This window comes from Pseudomonas sp. UBA5706, from assembly GCF_002419965.1.
GTDB lineage: Bacteria > Pseudomonadota > Gammaproteobacteria > Pseudomonadales > Pseudomonadaceae > Aquipseudomonas.
In genome coordinates this window covers 58,549-75,119 of the sequence record NZ_DIHC01000007.1, presented here as the reverse complement: position 1 = coordinate 75,119, position 16,571 = coordinate 58,549, and the positions used below count along the sequence as shown (strand labels likewise).

General features: G+C 60.7%; 11 protein-coding genes and 4 tRNA genes. 9 read left to right on the top strand and 6 right to left on the bottom strand.

The window, feature by feature from the left end; all coding sequences use genetic code 11:
* Window positions 1-243 precede the first annotated feature (243 nt).
* The 5 genes from B3I26_RS03780 to B3I26_RS03760 all read left to right on the top strand — a co-directional run bounded on the left by B3I26_RS03780 (window position 244) and on the right by B3I26_RS03760 (window position 1,589).
* Window positions 244-319, top strand: a tRNA-Glu gene (locus tag B3I26_RS03780).
* Window positions 320-321: 2 nt separating this feature from the next.
* Window positions 322-397: transfer RNA gene (locus B3I26_RS03775), tRNA-Gly, on the top strand.
* A gap of 114 nt (window positions 398-511) precedes the next feature.
* Window positions 512-587 (top strand) — tRNA-Glu (locus B3I26_RS03770).
* A gap of 4 nt (window positions 588-591) precedes the next feature.
* Window positions 592-667 (top strand) — tRNA-Gly (locus B3I26_RS03765).
* Between the two features lie 286 nt (window positions 668-953).
* The gene (locus tag B3I26_RS03760) at window positions 954-1,589 is read left to right on the top strand and encodes a TetR/AcrR family transcriptional regulator (RefSeq protein ID WP_296255176.1); all 636 of its coding nucleotides are present in this window, start codon (window positions 954-956) and stop codon (window positions 1,587-1,589) included.
* Here B3I26_RS03760 and B3I26_RS03755 read toward each other — a convergent pair.
* Window positions 1,573-2,397, bottom strand: a complete 825-nt coding sequence (locus B3I26_RS03755) for a tyrosine-protein phosphatase (RefSeq protein WP_296255174.1) — start codon at window positions 2,395-2,397, stop codon at window positions 1,573-1,575. The genes B3I26_RS03760 and B3I26_RS03755 overlap by 17 nt on opposite strands.
* A 203-nt stretch (window positions 2,398-2,600) precedes the next feature.
* Here B3I26_RS03755 and B3I26_RS03750 point away from each other — a divergent pair, with 203 nt between their 5' ends.
* Genes B3I26_RS03750 through B3I26_RS03735 form a run of 4 tightly spaced genes read left to right on the top strand, consistent with a single transcriptional unit; the run spans window position 2,601 to window position 7,859 of the window.
* On the top strand, window positions 2,601-3,962 hold the full coding sequence (locus B3I26_RS03750) for a DUF1329 domain-containing protein (protein ID WP_296255172.1): 1,362 nt from the start codon (window positions 2,601-2,603) through the stop codon (window positions 3,960-3,962).
* Window positions 3,963-4,004: 42 nt separating this feature from the next.
* Window positions 4,005-4,814 carry an SDR family NAD(P)-dependent oxidoreductase gene (locus tag B3I26_RS03745; protein ID WP_296255171.1) on the top strand — a complete coding sequence of 270 codons (810 nt, stop codon included), beginning with the start codon at window positions 4,005-4,007 and terminating at the stop codon, window positions 4,812-4,814.
* Window positions 4,811-6,553, top strand: a complete 1,743-nt coding sequence (locus B3I26_RS03740; protein WP_296255169.1) for an FAD-dependent oxidoreductase — start codon at window positions 4,811-4,813, stop codon at window positions 6,551-6,553. The genes B3I26_RS03745 and B3I26_RS03740 overlap by 4 nt, the downstream gene beginning before the upstream one ends.
* Window positions 6,537-7,859, top strand: coding sequence for an MFS transporter (locus B3I26_RS03735; protein ID WP_296255167.1), 1,323 nt, complete (start codon window positions 6,537-6,539; stop codon window positions 7,857-7,859). Before B3I26_RS03740 ends, B3I26_RS03735 begins: the two co-directional genes overlap by 17 nt.
* A gap of 37 nt (window positions 7,860-7,896) precedes the next feature.
* Here the strand turns inward: B3I26_RS03735 and B3I26_RS03730 are convergent, their stop codons facing one another.
* The 5 genes from B3I26_RS03730 to B3I26_RS03710 form a co-directional block, all read right to left on the bottom strand.
* Complete coding sequence (locus B3I26_RS03730) at window positions 7,897-8,280, bottom strand: nuclear transport factor 2 family protein (RefSeq protein WP_296255166.1); 384 nt, start codon at window positions 8,278-8,280, stop codon at window positions 7,897-7,899.
* A 4-nt stretch (window positions 8,281-8,284) separates the two neighbouring features.
* Window positions 8,285-9,484 (bottom strand): phosphotransferase, encoded by a 1,200-nt coding sequence (locus B3I26_RS03725; protein ID WP_296255165.1) that lies wholly within the window; start codon window positions 9,482-9,484, stop codon window positions 8,285-8,287.
* A gap of 342 nt (window positions 9,485-9,826) precedes the next feature.
* Window positions 9,827-13,915, bottom strand: coding sequence for a DEAD/DEAH box helicase (locus B3I26_RS03720; protein WP_296255163.1), 4,089 nt, complete (start codon window positions 13,913-13,915; stop codon window positions 9,827-9,829).
* 194 nt (window positions 13,916-14,109) lie between these two features.
* Window positions 14,110-15,447, bottom strand: coding sequence for an LLM class flavin-dependent oxidoreductase (locus B3I26_RS03715; RefSeq protein ID WP_296255161.1), 1,338 nt, complete (start codon window positions 15,445-15,447; stop codon window positions 14,110-14,112).
* 24 nt (window positions 15,448-15,471) lie between these two features.
* The gene (locus B3I26_RS03710; protein WP_296255160.1) at window positions 15,472-16,482 is read right to left on the bottom strand and encodes an ABC transporter substrate-binding protein; all 1,011 of its coding nucleotides are present in this window, start codon (window positions 16,480-16,482) and stop codon (window positions 15,472-15,474) included.
* Window positions 16,483-16,571: the final 89 nt, after the last annotated feature.

Sequence of the window (16,571 nt, the reverse complement as noted above, 5' to 3'; positions counted from 1 at the left end):
ATTTTGCGCCGAGTGTAGTGGCTATGCACTGGCACGGAAAGGGCGCTGGTCGTGTCACTCTATATAGAAGCGCTTTGACCTGCATCGGTATCGGCCATCAATGGCGGAATTAGAGGGCGAAGTCATTGATTTGAATAAATTTTCATTGGGGGGTTGACGACCCTTCAAACCATCCATAGAATGCGCGCCACTTGCAGCGTAAAGCACACAGCGAAGCGTGGCAGGGAGTGAATGTTGTAGCGTGTCCCCTTCGTCTAGTGGCCTAGGACACCGCCCTTTCACGGCGGTAACAGGGGTTCGAGTCCCCTAGGGGACGCCATTGCGGGAATAGCTCAGTTGGTAGAGCACGACCTTGCCAAGGTCGGGGTCGCGAGTTCGAGTCTCGTTTCCCGCTCCAATTTTAAGCAGCTTTGCTCATGGGCTTTGACCTGAAGTAAGGCTGAGTGAAACCAGGAAGCATCTTTGGATGTGTTTCTGGAACTGGAACACACACCATGGTGTTTCAGGCAGTGTCCCCTTCGTCTAGTGGCCTAGGACACCGCCCTTTCACGGCGGTAACAGGGGTTCGAGTCCCCTAGGGGACGCCATATTGCGGGAATAGCTCAGTTGGTAGAGCACGACCTTGCCAAGGTCGGGGTCGCGAGTTCGAGTCTCGTTTCCCGCTCCAAATATTGCGCTGCGGAGTTCAACTGGACTCTGTGGACGTCGAAAAAAGGACCTTCGGGTCCTTTTTTTTGTTTCGGCCAAATCTCTCGAAATCCACGCTTTCAAGTGCTCTTATCTCCCTCACGTTTTAAGTGCCTCAAGCATCGCCTGGCTATCGGGGTATTCTTGTCGACGGCGGCCTGTGCCGGAACCGGTGTCTGAATCAGCAGGGCTCCCCAAACAGAGTGACGCGCTTGGTTTTTTCGGTTAATAACACCGCAGTCACTGTGTTCACCGAGAATAATAAAATGAAAAAAACCGTTGAATCGGGCAAGCGCAACACCATGAACCGGGTACTGGCGGCAGCCCGCGAAGAGTTCTCTGCCAAAGGGTTAGCGGGCGCAAGGGTGGAAGACATCGCCAAGGAAGTCGGGGTCACCAAGCAATTGGTCTATCACTATTACGGCTCCAAGGAAGGCTTGTTCGTTGCCGTACTCGACGAAACCTCGCAGGGCATACATGCCGAGCTGGCACGCCTTGAGATTGACCACCTCACCCCTCCAGAGGCCTTGCGCGCGGTGCTCAACCAGTTTTTCGATCAGTACTGTAACGACCCGCTGCTGGGCAAGCTGGCCCAGGAGGGTATTCGTTATCACGGCGGACATGACACGCCACGCAATCGTTTTCTGGAATCGACGCCCTTGATGATCGACAAGGCGGGCAAGATATTACAGCGTGGAGCCGAATCCGGGGATTTCAAGCCGGGCATCGAGCCCCGATTATTTCTCGCCGCCGCGGCGCTGTTGACCACCGGCTGGTTCACCAACGGGTACTCAACCTCAGCGCTGGCGGGCATGGACACCACGTCGGCTGAGGGCTTGGCGACCTGGCGCCGCTATTCTGCGGACTTCATTCTGGCCAGTATCTCTAGCCCGGCGGCGTAAGCCAGCGCGCTCGCAATTTTCTCAGGCCGTCTTCATCGAGACCGGCATGCTCCTGCAGGTATCGATTCACTGAGCCGTACTGGCGCTGGATGGCGTCGAACGCCGCCATCAGGTAGGCAGGTCGCGCATCCAGTACTGCATCCATGGCGAGCTCGCTGACCGGTTGCTTTGCCAACCGGAAGACGCCATGGGCCATAGCCTCCTGACGCAGCGCATCAAGGTCATCGAAGCGCCGTCCAGAGAGCCGGTAGTCATCGATAATGTCTGCCTGCGACACACCAAAGGCGTGCAGCAGCATGGCCACGGCGAATCCCGTGCGGTCCTTGCCCGCCGCGCAATGGATCAACACCGGCACATCGCCTGACTCGAATAACCCGAATAAAGCAGGCAGGTGCGGCGCGAGCATGGACGGAAACCGGCGGTAGATATCCAGCATCATGTTTTCGGCATTCTCAACGCTGGGGTTTTCCGCCAGTCGTTCGACAAACCCCGGCTCGGCGCGCACGTCGGCGATCACCTCGAGTACTAACTGGCGCGGCCCTTGCTCAGGCAGGCGATTGGGATAGCGCTGACGCTCGCCCGCGCTGCGCAGGTCGCACACCGTTTTTACGCCGAGGCGCTCCAGTGTCCGCCAGGCGCCTGCATCCAGCTGATGCAACTGGTCCGAACGCAACAGCGCGTGTTCTGCGATCCATTGCCCACTGCTGGTCGGCATGCCCTTGAGGCTGCGGAAGTTGTCGGTGCCAGACAGGTGCAGCGTTTGGACTGGGCGGGCGTTCGATTGAGTGCGGTTGCAGGGAGTGTCCATCGCTGATGATTCCTGATTGAGCAGACAGCCTGAAGATGACCGCCGAGCGCCGTCAAGAGAAGGCCCATCAGGCTGTATTCGTTTCACCGTTGGTAAAACGCTTGAACGGTCGCGGTGACGTTTATTGGCTAAGTTAGCTGGCGATGCAACTGCATCCTGCGCAGATAAAACTCCTTATAAATCCAATAAACGGAGCCTGTCTTATGAGATTTCCCCTTGCCTTGTGTATTGCCTTGAGCAGTGCGTCAACGTTCGCTGTTGCCGCCGTATCCCCTGACGAAGCGAAACAACTGGGCACCACCCTGACCGAATTTGGCGCCATTAAGGCAGGTAACGCCCAAGGCACGATTCCGCCCTATGAAGGCGGCCTACGCACCTCGCCTGCAGACTACAAGCCGGGCAGTTTCTGGACCGATCCCTTCCGTGATGAAAAGCCGCTCTTTCGGATTACCGCGAAGAATGTCGGGCAATATGCCGACAAGTTGAGCGCAGGACAAAAGCTCTTGCTCAGCAAATACCCGGACACCTGGTATATGGATGTCTACCCTAGCCATCGCACAGCGGCCTATCCGCAAGACGTGCTCAAGGCCACCGTGCGCAACGCCACCGGCTGCAATACCAACAATGGCGGTCTGTCGGTGGATACGGCATGTCGCGGAGGATTGCCGTTCCCGATCGCCAGGACCGGCAATGAAATGATGTGGAACCAGTTGCTGCGCTACAAGACCGGCCCTACCGGCATGGCGGACCGCCACACCAGCTGGATCGTTGATTCCAACGGTGGCGTCACCAAGGCCGCGCAGCAGGAGGGCTACGAAGAATCCCCTTACTACCAGACTCAACTCAGTGATCGAGACCCCGGCATCTACACCCGGGTATGGACGGTCAATACGGAGCCTGCGCGTCGTGCAGGTGAGATGAGCGGGATTTCCGATTTCCTCGACCCGACCCAGAAACCACGCCGTGCCTGGAGCTATTCTCCGGGCCAACGACGGGTCAAGCTGGCACCGGAGTTTGCCTATGACACGCCCGTGGCAAGCCAGGGCGGCGTGACCCTGTTCGACGAACTGCAGATGTTCTGCGGCAGCCAGGACCGTTTCGATTTCAAACTGGTAGGCCGCCAGGAAATGTACATCCCCTACAACGCCTACAAATGGTACTTCGGGATCAAGCCGTCCGAGCAATTCATGAAAAACCATGTCAACCCCGCAGTCGAGCGCTGGGAGTTGCACCGCGTTTATGTCGTGGAGGCGACCCTCAAGCCGGGTATGCGGCACGTCTATAGCAAGCGTCGCTACTACATCGACGAAGACACCTTCGGCGCCGGGCTGTATGACGCCTGGGATCAGCAGGATCACCTGTACCGGACGATGTACATGGCCGGGGTGCAAATCTACGACAAGGACATTCCTTACGCGACGAAGAACGCCATTTTCGACTTCAACAAGAACATGTACGGCGTCATCAATGACTTCCTCATCGGCAGCATGACCTTCGTCACACAAGCGCCACCCAACGTGCAGATGAACCCTGAAGCCATCGTTGGCAGGGTGACCCAGCGTTGAGCCGCACCTGACCGACGAAACTGGAACGCATGAGGACCTACGATGAAACGACTTGAAGGCAAGGTGGCGATCGTCACCGGTGGCGGCGGGGGGATTGGTTCGGCAACGGCCCTGCGACTGGCAAGTGAAGGTGCGAAGGTGGTGTGCGCCGATATCAATCTGCAGGCCGCCGAACGGGCGGCGGCCGCGCTGGGCGATAACGGCCTGGCCGTCTGGTTCGATGCGGCCGACGGCGCGAGCATCGAGGCCATGGTCGATCGGACGGTGCAGCATTTCGGCAGGCTCGACATCCTGCACAACAACACCGCCGTCACCGACCCTGCCACACATGGACAAGACCTGAACCTGCTGGAGATCCCGCTGGAGGTCTGGCAGAAAACGCTCGACGTGAACCTGACCGGCTACATGCTCAGTTGTCGATTCGCCATCGCGCGCATGATGGAGACCGGAGGCGGTTCGATCATCAACACCGCGTCCGGCTCGGGCTTGCGCGGTGACAGGGTGCGCATCGCCTATGGCACCAGCAAGGCGGCCATCATCAATATGACCCGTTATATCGCCGCCCAATATGGTCGCCAGGGTGTGCGCTGCAATGCCATCGCGCCGGGGGTCATCGTCACGCCGGCGATGCGCGCCACGGCCCCGGATATCCTGGCGATCGCCAGCCATTACGTGCTCACCCCGCGCTTGGGTACGCCCGAAGACATTGCCGCGTTGACGGCGTTTCTGGCCTCGGACGAGTCGGGTTACATCACCGGTGAATGCATCGAAATCAATGGCGGGAAAAACAGCTGCCAGCCGCATTACGCCGAGGCGAATCTGCGTGCCGTCGGTGAGGAGTCGATGTCATGAGCGACCCCAATGCAATTGAAACCGATGTGGTGGTGATTGGCTCAGGCGGCGCGGGGCTCACCGCTGCGGTGGTTGCCGCCACTCAGGGGTTGCGCGTGCTGCTGCTGGAAAAAACCGAGTACTTCGGCGGCACCACGGCGCTTTCCGGCGGCGGCATTTGGGTGCCCTGTAACCGCCTTGCCGCCGAGGCCGGGCTTGAGGATGACCCGCAGTTAGCGTTGCAGTATGCCGAGGCGGTGGTAGGGCCGACCGTGCGCAAGGATTTATTGCGCGCATTTATCGATGCCGCGCCACGCATGGTCGATTACCTGCACGCTCATACGCAGGTGCAGTTCGCCGTGCAGCGCGGCTTTGCCGATTGGCATCCACAATTGCAAGGGGCTTCGAGCGAGGGGCGATTGCTGTGCCCGGTCGAGTTCGACGGGCGTGAGCTGGGAGATTGGTTTGCGCTTTTGAGGCCGCCGCTCAAGGAGTTCAACGCGCCGGGCGGGATGATGTTCTCAATTGCCGACATGCCGCATATCGCCCGTTTCACCCAGTCATTCAAATCCTTCAGGCACATCGCGCGGCTGGCGTTGCGCTTTGCTTTCGACCGGCTACGTCATCCACGTGGCACGCGCTTGACCATGGGTAATGCGATGGCTGCGAGGCTGTTGCAATCAGCAGTGGATGCCGGCGTGACGTTGTGCAAAGACACGCCAATGCTGGAGTTGATCAATGAAGGTGGGGCCATCAAGGGTGTCGTGGCGCTGCGCGAGGGAAGGCCTATCGAGATACGCGCGCGACGCGCAGTGGTGCTGGCCACAGGCGGGTTTTCGGCCAATGAGGTGATGCGTCGGGAATATTTCCCGTTTGCCGAGCATCACGTTTCGCTGGTGCCCGAAGGCAATACCGGCGACGGCCTGCAGCACGCTCAACGGGCCGGAGGTCGCTTCGATGGGGAGAACCTGAGCAATGCCGGGTGGGTCGTGGTATCGGTGCTACGTCAAGCCAATGGCAAGGTGCGCAAGTTTCCGCACCTGTACCTGGATAGGGGCAAGCCGGGATGCATCGCCGTCAATCAACACGGCCGGCGGTTCGGCAACGAAGCGGCGACCAATCTGGTTGAACCCATGCACCGCACCGGCTCGGTGCCCGCGCACTTGATTTGTGATCACCGCTTCATCAAGAAATACGGCCTGGGGCTGGTGCGTCCCGGCGGTTGGGGGCTCCAGCGCTTGATAGGTGAGGGTTACATCCTGACCGCGCCGACGCTGCAAGCCCTCGCGGTGCGCATGGGTGTCAACCCCGATAACTTGCAGGCAAGCGTGACCCGCTTTAATGCGCAGGCGTTAGCGGGCGTGGATGACGATTTTCATCGCGGTCGTGACAAGGGCGATCTGCCGCTCGGTGATCCGGCGCATCGCCCCAATCCCTGCCTGGGCGTACTCGGTCACGCGCCGTTTTACGCAGTGAAGATTTTTCCCGGTGATTCGACCACCACCGTCGGTCTGCGCATCGACCAGAACGCCCGAGTGCTCGACGCCGATGATCGGCCGATACCGGGCCTGCATGCAGTCGGGCTGGACATGAACTCATTATGGCGAGGCCGTGCACCGGGCAATGGCGCGAACAACACCTTGAGCCTGACCTTCGGTTATCTGGCGGCCATGTATCTGGCGTCGCACGACAAGGCCGCATCCGCTGAGCCAGCGTCGCAATCACAAGAAAGGGAGTCGCTCGATGGCCACGTTCGCTGATAAACCCAAGGTGTCGCTTGCGGTCGACTGGACCGAGTTCGCACAGGGCTGGCGGGTGCTGATTCTCTCGTTGATCGGCATTGCGACCTCCGTGGGCGTTGCGCCGATCTATGCCTTTGGCACCTTGGTGCTGCCGCTGCAAGAAGCGTTTGGCTGGTCACGCGGCGAGATTCAGTCCGCTGCGGCGTTTCAGTACGCCAGTTCCGTGCTGGCTTTCCAGCTGGCAGGCTGGCTGAACAAACGATACGGCCTGCGGCCAATCACCCTCGGCTCCCTGCTGGCGCTTGCGCTGGCGTACGTCATGATGACGTTCAATACCGGTCATCTTTGGCAACTGAACCTGGGGTTTGCGTTACTGGCGTTCGCTGGCGTGGGCACGCTGCACGTCACCTGGACGCAGTTGACGTGCCTCTGGTTTGAGAAAAATCGAGGGCTGGCGCTGGCGGTCATCCTCTGCGGTACCGGGCTGACTGCGCTGATCTTGCCCTCGTTATTGAGTTGGGCGATCAGCCAGTGGGGCTGGCGCGCCTGGTTCTGGGGACTTGCACTGTTGCCGCTGCTGATCACGCTGCCCCTGTCGCTGCTATGGATGCGTGCGTCGGTCCCGGTTCCGACAGCCCGGTCGAGTGCACTGGCCGACGCGCCGCAAACGCGACAGGTGAGTGGTTTGAGCTTGCGTGAAGCGCTGCGATCGGCGCGCTTCTGGATCGCTAACTGCGCGTTCTTTCTGGCTGTGCTCGGGATGATGGGGATGATCACCAATGCTGTGCCGCTGATGCGCGACAGCGGCTTGTCCGCCGCCGAGGCAGCCAGCGTCTTCGGAGCGTTCGGCATGTCGCTGATCGTCGGGCGTTTGTTCATCGGTTATCTGGTGGACCGGTTATGGGCGCCGGGCGTGGCGTTCTTCGTATTGATGCTGCCCGCGGTCGGTTGCCTGCTGTTTATCGCCGTGGGCGCGCGCATCCCGCTGCTGATTCTGGCATGTGTGTTTGCCGGGCTGGGGGCGGGTGCGGAGATGGACGTGGCGTCTTATCTGATGGCGCGCTACTTTGGCTTGCGCGACTACAGCCGGATCTTTGCCCTGCACATGAGCTTTACCGCCATCGGCAGCACGATTTCGCCGTTGCTGTTCGGCGCCTTGTTCGAGAGAACAGGCTCCTACCACGCGATGCTGACGTTCTGCATGGTCGGGTTCGCCATGGGCGCGTTGCTGCTATTGGCGATGGGGCGCTATCCGGTGTGGGTGGCGGATAAACAACCGCAGCGCCCACAAACCGAGGGCGCGCAAGCGGTGTCTATCGGCTGAGTCAGGGTTAAAGGGCGCACCAAGCGCGTCGCGGTTTTCAGCGCAGGCGCGCCTGGGTCGACGCCAAGGTGTCCATGTACTCACGACCCTCCACGATCAGCCCGTCACGGATGATCAACAGGTTGTGGTAGGTGTTGCGATACACCCGGTCTTCGAACGTCATCTCACCCTGCGCCTCATAGGCCACGCGATCGCCTTCGGCCGTCAGCCCGGTGATGACCACTACGCGTTTCTTCGCGCTTAACAGCCCATTGCGCACGGCATTGTTGAAGGCCTCGCGGCTGAGATCGCCACGACCCAGTACCCACCATTTGACGTCGGCATGTTGTAACGCCAGCAGTGTGTCCATGTCGCCGTCCATCACGGCCTGTGAATAGCGGCGCACCAAGGCTTTATTCGCTTCGAGAGTGGTGGTGTCCATCGCCTCAGTCCTCCAATAAATGCTGCAAATGCGCAACCACCTGCCGCGCGTCTTCCCCAAGCCTTGGCGTGCGCCGCGGCTTTTTGCCCAGGGTCAGCAGCTTCACCGACTCAAAATCTTCGGCTGCGGTAAAGAAACGGTCGACGATTTCGACCCCGTTCTGTTGGCCCCACTCATCGACATTGGCCAGCCACGCTTGCATCCCGTAGAGGGGCCACCGACGGAACTGTTCCCATGCGGCATCCTGATTCAGGACACCTTCAGCGCCGAGGCTGATCAGTTTTTCCCGGTAGACCCTGACCAGATCCCAGGCGCTGCTGCGCCGCTCGTCAATGGTCAACGCGCCGAGCATGAAATAAGCGATGTCACGCCAAGGCGTACCTTTGCGCACTAACTGCCAGTCCAGCCACACGCGCTCGCCGTTATGCCGCAAAAAGCTGTTGCCCTGATGCGAATCGCCGTGCACCAGGCAAATAGGTTGCTTTTGCTCCAGCTCGAAGGCGCTCAGTTCATCGAATGCGTGGGAGAACAGTTCGGGTGTGTCGTACATCCATCGCGGCAAAATCGCCTGATATTCGGCTTTGCGCAGGTTCAATCTCATGTAGTTGTACATGCGCAGAAACTGGTCGTAATCCACCGGGTGCGCCATCGATGCAGACAACCAGCTCTGCGCTTTCAATTGAGGGCTGTTCCAATGCGCCGCATGCAGCGTCGCCAGCGACTCCAGGCCTGCGGCGACCCCGTCGATGCCAAGGTGGTGGGTGCTGTGACCAAACTCGCCGGGAGCCAAGGCCAGGTCTTCCATCATCACCACGCCGCGACCGCCGCCGTCGCCGTCCCAGTCGGAAAAATACGATTGGGCAACGGGCACATGCAGCTGGCCGCGCACGAAGTGATAGAAGCGAGCTTCCAACTCACAAATCTCGCCACTTTCGAAGCCTTCCGACCAATTGGATTTGAGGCAGACATGCCGCGCAATCCCAGCAGCGACGCCGACATCGTTCAGTTCCAGGGCAAGGCGCAATTTGGTCGTATGCCCATTACGCACCTCGACCGTCTTGAAGTCATGGACCACGATGCCCGGGTAGCGATTGGCCAACAGTCCTGTGAGCCATTGCGGGGTAACATCGTCCAGGTGGCGTGGCAGTCTGCCAACTCTTGCAGGGTACAAACGCTCTGCCAGCGAAGTTTGGATATTGGTCATTGTTTTAATTATCTCTGTTCGGCGAAGGAGCAGTGATCCGGGCCTGAAACCCGGAACCGCCCCTGAGTGTCAGCCAGCGCCCGGCGCCCAACAAGATAAAATCGGCCCGTAACCCCTTGAGTTGTTTGACCAAGAGTCAAACGCGCCAGCGCGTGCGGTGGTGATTAGCGATCGCTGCGGTGACGACTTATAGCCCCTTATTCCGAGGGAATCGGGGCTCTAACGGGCGATGTCCATTAAGCCGACGTTTGGACCTGGTCGGACGGCGTGCCCTTTTGATTCCTGCTCTGGCATAAATGCCTTGCACAAGGTCCGGGGGGGCTGGGTGCGTTGGGCTGGCCTCTAACCCTTGAGCAGTTCCAGCAGTGCATCGGCATCCAGTTTCGCGCTGATTTCCCCACCGTCCAGCAGGCTGTCGGCCAGGTCGCGTTTACGGCCGTGCAAGCCGACGATCTGCTCTTCGATGCTGTTTTCAGTCACCAATCGGTAGATCGTCACGGGCCGTCGTTGACCCATGCGATGCGCACGGTCACTGGCTTGATCTTCAACCGCCGGGTTCCACCAGGGGTCCAGGTGAATCACATAGTCCGCAGCCGTCAGGTTGAGTCCGCTGCCGCCGGCCTTGAGGCTGATCAGGAAGATGTCGCCGACCCCGGCTTGAAAGGCATTGACCCGGTTCAGCCGTTCCTTGGCGGGCGTCGCGCCGTCGAGGTATTGATACGCGATGCCCTGCTGGTCGAGCCAGGCGCGGACGATGTTCAAATGGTCGACGAATTGGCTGAAGACCAGCGCCTTGTGCCGGTTTTCCAGCAGTTCACCGACGATTTCCGAGAACGCCTGCAACTTGCTGCTCTGCAGCGTCGAGCCTGGCAAAACGAGGGAGGGGTGGCAGCAGAAGCGTCGCAGTCGAGTGATCTCCGCCAGCACCTGCATCGATTTTCCTTGCTGCGGATCGAGTCGCGAGAGCGTATCTACTGCCTGCTGGCGCAGGGCTTCGTACTGGTGGGCTTCCTCATCCGACAGCGGCACCTTGTAGGTGATCTCGGTGCGCGCCGGCAATTCTGCGAGCACCTGGCTTTTCAGGCGACGCAGGATAAACGGCTGGATCAGTGCCTTGAGGGCTCGGCGCGCCGCCACGTCGCCTTGCTCGATGGGCGTTGCGAAGCGGGCGGCGAAGCCTTCCTGGCTGCCCAGCAGGCCCGGGTTGATAAACCGGAACAGATTCCACAACTCGCCCAGATGATTCTCCAGCGGCGTTCCGGTGGCGACCATGCGAAAGTCAGCCTGCAGCGCCATGACGGTCTGGGAGCGTTTGGTCTGTGCATTCTTGATCGCTTGCGCTTCGTCCAGCACCACGCTGGTCCAGTGTTGCTCGGTGAAGGCTGCGGTGTCGAGTTGCAGCAGACCATAGCTGACCACGACCAGATCGCCAGGGCCCAGCTCACTCAAGCTGCGCTGCTGTTGGTAGAGCCGCAGCTTCAGAACCGGAGCAAAGCGCGCGCTTTCGGCTTGCCAATTGAGCGTGACCGACGTCGGCGCCACGACCAGTTGTGGGCCCAGGCTGGCGCGTTGCAGCAGTACGGCCAGGGTCTGTACGGTCTTGCCCAGGCCCATGTCGTCCGCCAGGCAGGCGCCGACGCCCCAATGGGCAAGGCGCGACAGCCAGACGAAGCCATCGTGTTGGTAATCGCGCAGCTCAGCTTGCAGCGTGGCGGGCACCTGCGGTTGGTAATGGCGCAACGACTGTAGCTTGTCGAGGTGCGCCTGCCAGCTTGCGTCGGCGTCGAATTGCCCCACTTCCTCTGCCAGGCTGGCGAGCAGCGGCGAGGTGAGCGGGCTCAGGCGCAGTCCTTCGTCGCTGATTCGGTCGGCCAGGTGCGCCAGTTCATCGAGGCGCTTGCGCAGGCTGTCGTCCAGCGCCAGCCAATCACGTTCGTTGAGTCTCAGAAAGCGTCCGGGGCTTGCGTTAAGCAACGCCATCAATTCCTTGAGCTGCATGACCTTGCCGTCGTCCAGGGTGATATTCCCTTGCAGCACGAACCAGTCGCCTTGCTGGCGAAGCCCGAGCCTGAGCTGGGTTAGGCCGGGACGCGCGTTGATCCGCATGCGTTCGCCTTCCGGCCAGATGCAGTGCAGTTGCGCGCCGTCCAGTGCATGCAATTCACTGAGCAGTTGCAGGGCATGCTGCGGCTGGTCCAGCTGCCATTCCTGGCCGTCCATGTCGGCGTAGGCGAGCCCTGGGCAACTCTGCAATACCTGTTGCAGGGCGTGTCGTTCAGCGGCCAGATCGCGGCAGACCTGCAATGCTTTGCCGTCGCGCTCGCCCAGCAGATTTTCCGCGCCCTGTCCCGGGCGGAACCAGCTGCCATCCGCCAGGGGACGCACTAGCAATTGCAGGCGCACCCCTTCAGCCAGAGGCAGCAAATGCGCATACAAACGAGTGTCGGCGGGCTCGCGGTCCAGATGCCCGGTGAGTTCAGGAATGTCCGAGTGGATAGGCAAAAGCGGGGCGATGGCGCTGACGGCCTCGATCAACTGCGCCTTTGCCGAGGTCGGAACGTTCAGGCCGTGGCCGACGATTTCTGCAATCTTGCGCAGCTCCCGGCTGACCGGGTAGACCAGCAGGCGAGTCGGGGTCTCCTTGTGTACATAGGTCTCGTCGGCGTCGAGCAGGCCTTCAGGTTCAAGGTGCACACGAATCTGCTCAGCGTGGGCCTGCAGGTGCAGCGCGGCCTGGCCCGCTTGCAGATCGATACGCACGTCCGGCGCGTCCTGCCAGTAGAGCGCAGGGTGGCCGACCAGCCGGGGCAGGGCGTGGACGGCGGGCAGTTCGTACTCGGGGCTGCTGTAGTGATAGCTGACCTGGATGGCGCTGATCGTTTGCCGATCCTGCTCGCAGAGGAAATCCATCAAATCGCCGTCCTCCACCAGACGCTTGAGCGCCACCGTGCGTCCCTTGCTCCACTGGCCCTTTGCATTGCGCTTCTGCTCGCGAGGCTCGACCTTTTTCCAGTAATCGGTGAGCAGAAGGGTCCAGGCCAGTCGGGTATTTTTCTCCTCGGTCAGGGGGGTGGTCGGCACCTTGCCAGGCCTGAGTTGGCTTAACGCGTTGAGGGCATGCTCCCAGGCTTCCTGCCGGTGACAAAGTGCGACCAGTGGCTGCAGTCCAGCGCGCTGATGCACGTCGGCATATTGCCGGGGCTGACCGAATTGCACGGCGAGCAACGCGTCGAACTCTGCCGCCAGCCAGAGGTAGTGATCCCGAGCCAATTGATCACGGTAATCCTGCAAGAGGGTGCGCCATTTTTCCTGGCGTACTTGAGGCGCATCCAACCAATACAGGGCCAGGGCCAGCATCAAGCCGTCCAGGCCATTTAATGTGGCGGGTAGAAAGGAGGACGAGAGCGAAGACTTCTCACCTTGCAGCTGTTGCAGCAGATAAGCAAAAACCTCATAGGCACGGCCGTAGCGTTCCTTCTCGCCCAAGGCGATGGCTTGCTTGAGCGATGCCCGGTGCTTGGGGTCGTTTTCGGCGATCAGCGCCAGGCAGTAAAAACCGTTCAGCACAGCAGGCAGGTCAATTCTGCGTTTTTTGGTGAGCTTGCGCGTCTCGGCGAGCCAGCCGCGCAGCATCACCAGCGTCTCCCTGACCTGGCCTCGCAGCAGCAAATGGAAGGTGTGTTGCAGTAAACCCAGCTCCTCTACCTCGATGTGCTCAAGGGTGCCCCAGTCGCCGCGCCACAAGGCTTGAAGCGATACCTCCATCGCCAGTGCCCGGTGTGGCCGAGCCTCCATCTCGCGCAGCGCCAGCGGGTAACTGTGGCCGGCGGGGCCGAGCAGGATGTTGAGCAGATTGAGGTGGTCCTCCACCAGCAACACGCGCACGTCATCTTCCAGACGAGCGAAAACCTCAAGGCCCGCCGGGTCGGCCTGCAGCAGGCCCATGGGGTGTTCGATCGGCGATTGCGAGTGGGTGAAAAGCGAGCTTGCCATGCGCAGCGCACGCGCCAGCCCGCCCAGCTCGCCGCTGAGTAAACTAAGCCATAGGTCCTGCAAGATTCGCGACCGGGACGGGGTTTGCCATTCGCTGAGCGGGGGCAGGGCAGTCTTGATCTCATGCAGCCAGTGCTCACCCTCCGCCGACAGCAGCAGGCTCAGCAGCACCCGGTTACGTCGCTGGGGCGCGACACAGAAATATGTGCCCTCGGGCCGTTCTTCCAGCGTGATCCACCCATCTGCCTGCAGCGACTCCAGAAGCGCAGCCAAGGAGTCGGTGTCCAGCAATTTTTCATTGGTGTAACCAACGCCCATCGTGTGCAGCAGTTTGAGCAGCGAGGTCTTGCCCTTGCCGGGAACCGACGTCACCAGGCCGTACAGGACCGCCATGCAGTGATCGGGCAAGCGGTCGGGAGCGGTTGACTGGGTGAGCATTTTGACCTCATGGCGCGTTCAGCCAGTCGGCACGAGAACGTCTCGTGCCGCGGCAAAAGGCGCATTTTTCACCAGAGCAGCCGACCTGTCGACCTCCGATGTGGCATCCGCGCACCTTGCTCACCGCCAGCGGCGCTTTCCACTCCCTGCAGCATCACGTTGTTGTGCGACGTCGACTTCACTGTCGGCCGCTGCTAGGCCTCGACATCAGCCTCTCTGGCGGCGGTGTAACGGTTGACCGGATACGCCAGGCCGAAGTGCTCGCGCAAGGTCGAGCCGGCATACCCCGCGCGCTGCAATCCACGCTGCTGCAGCACCGGTATTACCAGTTCGGTGAAGTATTTCAGGCCGTCGGGCAGCAGTGAATTGATGATGAAACCATCGCTGGCGCCGTTCTCGAACCAATGCTGAATCTGATCGGCCACCTGCTGGGGTGTGCCGACGAACTCACGACGCGGGCGCGAGAAATCCAGTGCCACCTGACGCAGGGTCAAAGCATTGTCCCGCGCGTGGCGCTTGATGCGGTCCGAGCCGCCTTTCTGGCTATTGGCGCCCAGGTCGCCCAACTCTGGAAACGGCTCGTCCAGCGGATACCGGGAGAAGTCATGGTCGTTGAACGGGCGACCCAGTGCGACGATGGCATCCTCGATGCTCACCAGCGCCACAGCTTGCTGATAACGGTGCTCCACTTCCTCGACATTGCGGCCAACGATGGGGCGAATGCCTGGCAGGATCGACAGCTCATCCGGGTTGCGACCCAGGCCCTCGGCCCGACGCTTGAGGTCCGCGTAGTAGGCTTTGGATTCTTCGAACGATTCAGCGTGGACGAAAATCGCATCGGAATATTCAGCTGCAAAGTTACGTCCATCCTCCGAAGTGCCAGCCTGGAACAGCACCGGCTGGCCTTGGCGGGAGCGGGCGATATTCAGTGGCCCCTTGACCTGAAAGAACTCGCCCCTGTGGTTCAGCGGGTGCAGCTTGTCGCGATCGAAGAATTCGCCGGTCTGCTTGTTGCGGGTGAAGGCGTCGTCTTCCCAGGAGTCCCACAACCCTTTGACGGTCGCCACGTGCTCCTTGGCGATGCGATAGCGCACGGCATGGGGCGGGTGTTCTGCTTTGCTGAAATTCTCCGCCGTGCCGCTGAGCCAGGACGTGACGATATTCCAGCCCGCGCGGCCGCCGCTGATGTGATCCAGCGAGGAAAGCTGGCGTGCGACCTGAAAGGGTTCGGTGTAGCTGACCGTGACGGTCGCCACCAAGCCGATCTTCGAGGTCGTGGCTGCCAGCGCCGAGAGTATTGTCAGCGGTTCGAAACGGTTGAGGTAATGCGGGCTGGATTTCTCATGGATGTGCAGGCTGTCGGCAATGAACACGAAGTCGAACTTTGCGGCTTCGGCCAACCGCGCCTGCTCCTTGTACCATTCAAAGTTGGTGCTGGCATCGGCCTGCGCCTGCGGGTGGCGCCATTCACCCCAGCCGTGGCCGACGCCGTGGACCATGGCGCCGAGTTTGAGTTGACGGGGTGTGCTCATGGGTCGCTCTCCTGGGTCGGTCGCTTAGCGCGCAGCTTGTGAGTCGGACGTCACTGCCGCTTGCTCGGCGGCCAGGCGGATGGCATTGAACTGCGGATCGAAGCCATGGGAGACATCGACATGCTTGTTGAGGATGCCTTCGCGTTCGTAGATATCGGCGGTGTTCTGCAGACCTTTCACCACGCTGTCATCAATGCTCACGCGCTCCATTTTAGTGTCACGGTTGACCTCCAGATGCACCTCAAGGGGCAGGCCGGTGACCTTGGCCTGGGCAGCGGCATACTCCTTGGGATGGGCGTTGACCCAGCGATAGGCGCGGTCCAGGCGTACGACGAAGTCATCCAGTTGTGCACGTTTCTCGGCGATCGCCTTGCTGGTCGCGGCGAGGTAGGAGTGGTTGGTCAGCAGGTCCGGCCCGTTAGGCAGGATGCGTGCGCCGCTTTGGGTCGCAACGGTGGTGTAAGGCGCCCAGGTGGCCCAGGCGTCCGCGTCGCCGTTGTCGAGGATCAGGCGCGATTCGCTCGGCAGTAGATAAACGAACTTCACATCGCCGGTGGTAAGGCCGGCTTCGTTGAGCGCGCGGATGGCCAAGTAATGACCGATCGAGCCACGGCCTGTCACGATTCGCTTGCCTTTGAGATCGGCCACCGACTTGATCGGCGAATCATTGCGCACGATCAGCGCCGTGGTATAGCGGCCACTGATGTGAGTGATACTGATCACCTTAAGCGAAGCGCCAGCGCCCAAGGCAAACACATACGGTGCATCCCCTAGCGCGCCGACATCGACAGCGCCTGCGTTCAACGCTTCACCCAGTGGGGAGGCGGATGGGAATTCGGAGAACTTGATCTCGTAGGGCGCGTCTTTCAATTCGCCGGAGACCTCAAGCAAGACCTTAAGCGCCGATTTCTGGTTGGCGACCAGCAGTGGTTGCAGCGTTTGGGCTGCGTGGCTGTATTGACCGAACGACAACGCCAGCACTGCGCCCAGCAGCAGATGCTTGACGCGAAGCGGTTTGAAAAATGGGGCAGACATGACGCGTGTCTCCAGGCTAGGACATTGGATTCATGGCCTCCACCTGGCGAGGGGGCGGCCTAGGTTTATGACCTTAAGCCTATACGGAA

Excerpts from the sequence above, each read along its gene's own strand:
- B3I26_RS03760 (WP_296255176.1), top strand. The coding sequence starts at position 954 with ATGAAAAAAACCGTTGAATCGGGCAAGCGCAACACCATGAACCGGGTA.
- B3I26_RS03735 (WP_296255167.1), top strand. The coding sequence starts at position 6,537 with ATGGCCACGTTCGCTGATAAACCCAAGGTGTCGCTTGCGGTCGACTGG.
- B3I26_RS03755 (WP_296255174.1), bottom strand. The coding sequence starts at position 2,397 with ATGGACACTCCCTGCAACCGCACTCAATCGAACGCCCGCCCAGTCCAA.
- B3I26_RS03750 (WP_296255172.1), top strand. The coding sequence starts at position 2,601 with ATGAGATTTCCCCTTGCCTTGTGTATTGCCTTGAGCAGTGCGTCAACG.
- B3I26_RS03710 (WP_296255160.1), bottom strand. The coding sequence starts at position 16,482 with ATGTCTGCCCCATTTTTCAAACCGCTTCGCGTCAAGCATCTGCTGCTG.
- B3I26_RS03725 (WP_296255165.1), bottom strand. The coding sequence starts at position 9,484 with ATGACCAATATCCAAACTTCGCTGGCAGAGCGTTTGTACCCTGCAAGA.
- B3I26_RS03730 (WP_296255166.1), bottom strand. The coding sequence starts at position 8,280 with ATGGACACCACCACTCTCGAAGCGAATAAAGCCTTGGTGCGCCGCTAT.
- B3I26_RS03720 (WP_296255163.1), bottom strand. The coding sequence starts at position 13,915 with ATGCTCACCCAGTCAACCGCTCCCGACCGCTTGCCCGATCACTGCATG.
- B3I26_RS03745 (WP_296255171.1), top strand. The coding sequence starts at position 4,005 with ATGAAACGACTTGAAGGCAAGGTGGCGATCGTCACCGGTGGCGGCGGG.
- B3I26_RS03740 (WP_296255169.1), top strand. The coding sequence starts at position 4,811 with ATGAGCGACCCCAATGCAATTGAAACCGATGTGGTGGTGATTGGCTCA.
- B3I26_RS03715 (WP_296255161.1), bottom strand. The coding sequence starts at position 15,447 with ATGAGCACACCCCGTCAACTCAAACTCGGCGCCATGGTCCACGGCGTC.